Source organism: Nocardia beijingensis NBRC 16342 (assembly GCF_001612785.1).
GTDB classification, from domain to species: domain Bacteria; phylum Actinomycetota; class Actinomycetes; order Mycobacteriales; family Mycobacteriaceae; genus Nocardia; species Nocardia beijingensis.
This window is the reverse complement of the sequence record NZ_BDBC01000019.1, coordinates 210003-216399: the sequence shown is the minus strand read 5'-3', so window position 1 is coordinate 216399 and position 6397 is coordinate 210003. Positions and strand designations below refer to the sequence as shown.

The 6397-nt window shown below is 71.0% G+C and carries 5 protein-coding genes; all 5 read left to right on the top strand.

Features of this window, described 5'->3' with window-relative positions; all coding sequences use genetic code 11:
* Window positions 1–114: 114 nt before the first annotated feature.
* The 5 genes from NB3_RS14155 to NB3_RS14135 are packed head-to-tail and all read left to right on the top strand — an operon-like array spanning window position 115 to window position 6396.
* On the top strand, window positions 115–1605 hold the full coding sequence (locus NB3_RS14155; protein ID WP_067802240.1) for an SCO6880 family protein: 1491 nt from the start codon (window positions 115–117) through the stop codon (window positions 1603–1605).
* A gap of 7 nt (window positions 1606–1612) precedes the next feature.
* The gene (locus NB3_RS14150; protein WP_084486223.1) at window positions 1613–3760 is read left to right on the top strand and encodes a putative type IV secretion/conjugal transfer ATPase; all 2148 of its coding nucleotides are present in this window, start codon (window positions 1613–1615) and stop codon (window positions 3758–3760) included.
* A complete protein-coding gene (locus NB3_RS14145; RefSeq protein WP_067802237.1) occupies window positions 3757–4065 on the top strand; it encodes a transposase in 309 nt (102 codons plus the stop codon). The genes NB3_RS14150 and NB3_RS14145 overlap by 4 nt, the downstream gene beginning before the upstream one ends.
* Window positions 4066–4102: 37 nt before the next feature.
* A complete protein-coding gene (locus NB3_RS14140; protein ID WP_067802232.1) occupies window positions 4103–5767 on the top strand; it encodes a peptidoglycan DD-metalloendopeptidase family protein in 1665 nt (554 codons plus the stop codon).
* Window positions 5764–6396 carry a hypothetical protein gene (locus NB3_RS14135; RefSeq protein ID WP_244891898.1) on the top strand — a complete coding sequence of 211 codons (633 nt, stop codon included), beginning with the start codon at window positions 5764–5766 and terminating at the stop codon, window positions 6394–6396. Before NB3_RS14140 ends, NB3_RS14135 begins: the two co-directional genes overlap by 4 nt.
* Window position 6397 lies beyond the last annotated feature (1 nt).

Genomic DNA, 6397 nt, shown 5'->3' with positions numbered 1-6397 from the left:
CGCGGCGCGCGCCGCGAGCGGCGGGCTCAGCCGGGCCGACCAAGCCATGGGTGACGTCGCGGGCGATCGCTGGACGAACCGTTCACCCGACCTCGGGAGGAGCACCATTCCGCGATGACAATCAGCGACACCTACGAGCGGCGCTCGTACGGACTCTGGCAGAAGCCGCGCAGCGCGGGCCTTTTCGGCTTGCGCTGGGAGGAAACCGTGCTCGGCTTCGCGGTCGTGATCACGGCGCTGATCACCGCGATGGTCGGCGGCTTCCAGTGGGGCGTGATCGTCGGCGGCGCCGGTGTCGTCGTGATGGTTCCGCTGGTATGGCGGACCGGAGGTCGTTCGGGCTACGAGACGGGATTGATGATGTTCAACTGGATGCGCTCGCGCAGTCGTGGCGAGCACGTGTACCGCGGTGGCCGCTTCTCCCGGATCCCGGGCGGCGTCACCCGCTTGCCGGGCCTGCTCGCGCCCTCCAAGTTGTACGAGGGCATCGACGCGGGCGGCTACAGCTTCGGCATGATCCACCTGCCGCAGTTCGCGCAGTACACCGTGGTGCTGCGCGCGTGGCCGCAAGGTCACGAGGCGGTGGATCAGCCCGTGATCGACCGGTGGGTGTCGGCGTGGGGCACCTTCCTCGCCTCGGTCGGCCAGACCAGCGACATCGTCGCCGTGGTTCCGGTGATCGACACCGTGCCGGAGACCGGAAACCGTTTGCTCACCGAGGTTTCCACGATCACCAGGCCGGAGGCGCCGGAGCTGGCCCAGCAGGTGATGTACGAGCTGGCCACCGAGCTGCCGCAGGAGCGGGTGCAATTGCTGCCGCGCGTGGCGATCACGTTCAAGGCCACCACCGCCGAGCGCCGCAAGAACCCGGCCGAAGAAGCCGTGGAGATCGGCCGCCGCCTGCCCGGCATCTGCGCCGCGCTGGCCGAAGCCGGTGTGCGCGCCCAGCCGATGTCGGCGGACGAGGTGATCTCGTTCATCCGCCGCAGCTACGATCCCGCCTCCCAGGCCGATCTCGAGGTGGCCGCGGGCGAACCCGATGGGCACGGCCTGGACTGGGCGGACGCGGGTCCGGTCTCGCACGACGAGAAGTGGGATCACCTGGTGCACGACGGTGGCCGGTCGGTCACCTGGGAGATGGACGCCGCGCCGGAGGGCGCGGTGGACGAGCGGGTGCTGCAGCGGCTGCTCGCGCCGAATCCCGAAGTGCCGCGCAAACGTATCGCGATCGTGTACCGTCCGCATTCAGCCGCCGACGCCGCCGAGATCGTCGACGACGATTTCAAGAACGCGTTGGTGGCCCAACAGAGCGAACGCGGAGTCGTGTCCGCGGCGGCGACGCTGCGGGTCGGCGCGACTCAGCAGGCCCGCGAAGAGCAGGCCAGGGGTCACGGTGTGACCCGCTTCGGGGCGCTGGTGACCATCACCGAGCCCTTGCGCGGTGACCTGCCGCGTATCGAAGCCATCACGCGCGACCTGTCGACCCAGGCGCGCCTGAAGATTCGGCGGTGCTACCGCTACCAGGCGGCGGCCTTCGCGGCCTCGCTCGGTTGCGGGGTGATCCTGCCGGAACACGCGACAATTCCGAAGGCACTGGCGGGGTGAGCGATTCATGGCACGGGACTACGAGCCACCCGTACGAGAACGGGACGAGGACGCACGCCGCAGGCGACTCGAGCAATCCGGACGGGACGAGTGGGGACAGCGGCCGGAGCGGCGCCGCCCCGCACGGGACTCGGCGCGAGTGAGCGGCGAGGACCGGTTCGGCGTCGACACGGCCGACCACCGGCGAGCGGGCGAACGGCGCGCACGACCGGGTGCGGGCCGGTCCGACGGCGTGCGCGCCGAGCGCGGTCACGCCGAACGTCCTCGCGCCGAGCGGAACTCGCGCACCTCCCGGGACGCGGCGCCCGAGCGCGGCGCGGCGCGGCCGGAGCGCAACGGCGCCAGGAACGGCCGCATGGCACGACCGGCGAAGGTCGACTACACGGCCGACCGCGCCATGGGCAGCCCGTACACGGACAAGGCGGCCCGCCGCGCGAAGGCGAAAGCCGATCGGCGCAAGCAGTCCGGGCCGCCGCTGCTCGACGACGCCACCCGGGCCAAGCTGGAGATGATCGCCCGCGAGGGCAACGGCCTGCGGGCGGCATGGGCGCAGTTCCGGGTCCGTACCGACGACATCCGCCGCCGCAACTACGCGGCCCGCGCGGAGCAGACGATCGAGGACGGATTCGACCGCAGCACCGCGCAACTCACCGACCGCGGCTACGCGGGCCCCGGCGGCGGCCGGATGAACGTGGTCGGCCGCCCGGTCGAGTACCGCGCCACCACGGCCCAGGTCGCCGGTCTGTGGCCCTGGTCGGTCGGCGCGGGCGCTCCGCTGATCGGCACGCCGCTCGGATCGCATCTGCACACCGGCGCGCCGGTCTGCTTCGACCCGATGAACTGGTTCATGCGCGGCAGCTTCATCACCGCGCCCAGCCTTTTCGTGCTCGGCCTCAACGGCTTCGGCAAGTCCTCGCTGGTCCGCCGGATCGTGCTCGGCGGCATCGCGCAGGGGATCACGCCGTTGATCCTCGCCGACGTCAAGCCGGACTACCGGAAGATGGTCGAGCTCGTCGGCGGTCAGGTGATCGATCTGGGTTACGGGCACGGCAAGCTCAACCCGCTCGCGGCGGGCGTGCTCGGCGCGGTCGTCCCGCGGCTGGAGGAATTCCCCGCGCTGCAACTGCAGGTGCTGCAGGACCTGCGAGCCAGGCAGGTGACGTTGATCGCGGGCCTGGTGGAGCTGGTACGCGGCGACCGGGTCCGCGACTACGAGGAGACGCTGATCTCCACCGCGCTGCGCATCCTGTACCGGCCGGGCAGCGGGTACACGCCCGACCAGCCGCCGATCATGGAGAACCTGCTCGAGGTGATCGTCGGCGGCGGCGAGGAATTGATGCTCGACGCGGGCGCCGACGATGTCGCGGAGTACCAGGAGGCGATCAAGGGTCTGCGCCGCTCGCTCCGCGCGCTCACCCAGGGACCGTTCGGCGCGGTCTTCAACGGGCAGACCACCGTGCCGATCGACACCAGCGCGGTCGCGGTGTGCATGGATGTCTCGCACATCCCGACCGGCGACAAGAAGCTCAAGGCCGCGGTCATGCTGGCCTGCTGGGCCGACGGGTTTGCCTCGGTGGAGGCCGCGCACGTGCTCGCCGACGCGAAACTCGGCCCGCAGCGCTATTTCCAAGTGGTGATGGACGAGCTGTGGCAGGTGCTCGGCCTCGGTGACTTCATGGTCGACCGCGTCGACGAGCTCACCCGATTGCAGCGCGGCATCGCCACCGCGCTGATCATGATCAGCCACACCATCAAGGACCTGCAGGCGCTCGGTTCGGAAGCCGCCATCGCGAAGGCGCTCGGCTTCCTCGAGCGGGCGCGCGCCAAGATCTTCGGCGCGCTCCCGGCCGAGGAGATCAAACGGCTGGACAGCACGGTGCCGTTCACCTCGGCCGAGGAGGAGATGGTGACCGGATGGTCCGCGCCGCAAGCGCTGACCGGTGAGGCGCTCAAACCGGGACAGCAGCGGCCGTCTCCGCCCGGCACCGGCAAGTTCCTGTTGAAGATCGGCGAGGATCGCCGTCCCGGCATCCCGTTCCACATGGAATTCACGCTGTCGGAGAAGGAAAGCGGGATCCACGACACCAACCAGCGGTTCAGCGAGTTCACCGAATCGATCTCCCGAGGGACGGATTCACCCGGGAGCGCAGCATGATGCCGCACCGGTCCTATCGACGCGTTTCGCCGGAGGTGCGCCAAGCGGCGGTGGAGCAGGTCATCGCGCTGACCGGCAAACTGCGCAGTGAATCGGAGGCCTGCCGGGTGGTCGCCGAACAGATCGGTGTGCACACGAACTCGGTGCGCAATTGGGTGCGCGCGGCCGAAGGCCCCAGCTTGGAGCGGATGGACGCGACCGCGCTGCGGCGCAAGGTCGCGCTGCTGCAACAGCAGTTGGCGGCCGCCGCCGAGATGAACCGCACGCTGGCCGACACCCTCAACGAGACTCGGCGCCGCACGTGAACCCCGCTCGCGCGCGGCAGGATGCCGGAGTGCGGCGGTGAGCGGCAAGACGGCGTTGTGGACGGCGCTCGGCGCGGTGCTCGGCCTGATGACCATCGTGCTGGTCATCGTCATGCCCGCCGTGGACGACGCCTGTGAGGGCGGCTCCGTGCTCGGCTCGCAGTCGGCGCTGCCGCCCCTTGGCGGCTACCCGCCGGGGGATCGGCGCGCCGCCGCGACCACCGCTCCCGGCGCGAGCCGGACCAATCCGGCCGCGACCGCGACGCCATCGCTCGCCGCGGGAGCGGGCCCCCTGCGCCGCACGCTGCCGATGGCCACCGGAACCTTCACCGTGTCGGACACGTTCGGCTCGCGTGGTGGCGCGCACAAGGGAGTCGACCTGGCCGCCCCGGACGGCACCCCCATCTTCTCGGTCTCCGACGGCCGTGTCGTCGCCGCCGGTCCGGCGTCCGGATTCGGCAACTGGATCGTGGTCGACTCGGTGGACACCAACGGCCGGTCGTACTCGGCGGTGTACGGCCACATGTGGGATTCGGGCGTCCTGGTCCGCGCGGGCGACACGGTGACCGCGGGGCAGCACATCGGCGCGGTGGGGTCGGCGGGTGAATCCAGCGGCCCGCATCTGCATTTCGAGATCGTCCCCGGCGGCCGGTTCACGGGCGGACGGCAGATCGACCCGCTGCCCTGGCTGGACGGTGCGCCGACCCCCGATGTCGGCGGTGCGCGCGCCTATTCCAGCGATCCCCGCTGCAGTCTCGGCTTCGGCACCGCCGGTGGCGCGCTCGCCGCGGGCAAGGTGCCGCAGGAGCTGGAGATCTGGTATCGCCGAGCGGGTTCGATCTGCCCGCAGATCACACCCTCGCTGCTGGCCGCGCAGGGCAGGCAGGAGTCCGGTTTCCGGCGCGGCGCGACCTCACCCGCCGGCGCGCAGGGCCTGGCCCAGTTCCTGCCCACCACCGCGGTGAGCGTCAATCCCGACGACGGTCAGCCCTATGTGATCGACGCCGACGGTAACGGTGTCGCCAGCGTATGGGACGACGGAGACGCGATCATCGGTCAAGGGCGCTACATGTGCGCGATCGCGCACCAGATCCAGCGGTGGCAGGCCGAGGGCAGGGTGCAGGGCGATATCGTCGCGCTGACGCTGGCGGCGTACAACGCGGGCGAGGGCGCGGTGCTGGCCTCGGGCGGCATGCCGAACCAGCTCGCGGCGCACTACGCCGAGACGCAGCCGTACGTGCGCAACATCCTGACGATGGAAGCGCAGTACCGAGCGCCGGGTTCGCTCGGCCGGTTCACCCCCGGGGAGGGTTCGCCCGGTGACCAGATCGTCCAGGCAGCGCACGAGTGGCTCGGCACGCCCTACGTCTGGGGCGGCGGCGGGCCGCAGGGACCGAGCGGCGGAGGACTGGATGGACCCGGCCTGACCGCGGCGGCCGTGTTCGCGGCGTCCTCCGGCACGGTGACGTTGCCGCGCACGGCCGAACAGCAGTGGGAGGCGGGCGCGGAAGTGCCCATCGCCAAGGCGCAACCGGGGGATCTGGTGTTCAGCTCCTTCGGTCCGCGCGGACCCGCGCAGGTCGGCGTCTACGCGGGCAACGGGCGGATGATCCAGTCGGTGCCCGGCGCCGACGTCCGATCCGGCGGTGGTGTTTCGGAAGTCGCGGTGCCGGGAGACGGACGGGCGAGGAGGGTGCTGTGAGCGTCGACGCGCGCGAACACACGATGGCGGTACTGCCGCGACGCCCCGGTGTGCGGCTAGCCTGGATGGACAGAGCGAATGCACGCGCGAAACTGGTGGTGATGCTGGTGGTGAGCGTCGCGGTGCTGGGCGCGGCCTGTGGCCGGACCGACCGCGCGGACCCGGGATCCGATGCGGCGCACCCCGCTACGTCCACACCCCGGTTGCTGGAGGGCGTGCCGGCCCCCGATCCGGTCACGCCGGACGGCGTCGCGGTGGCGGCATTGCGGGAGATCTACAGCTGGCAGCCCGCCACCGAGGCCCAGGGCGCGTCCCTCGGCCGGGCGCGGAAGTTTCTCGGTCCCAGCCTGATTCGTATGCTTGATGCGACGCCTACCGCGGTGGAGACGCCGAAGTCGACGCTGCAATGGGCGGATTGGGCGAGGGAAGGGGCGCACGTGGAGGCGTTCACGTTCGCGTCCGGGGAGAAGGCGCCGGCCCTGAGCGACCCGAACATTCAGCAGTTCAAGATCGGGATCGAGCAGACCGTCGTCTATCCGAACGGACGCAAGGAGCCGCTGCCGCCCGCGACGGTGATCGCCACCGTCGTGCGCACACCCGACGGCTGGCGGCTCGACGCATTCCGCTGAC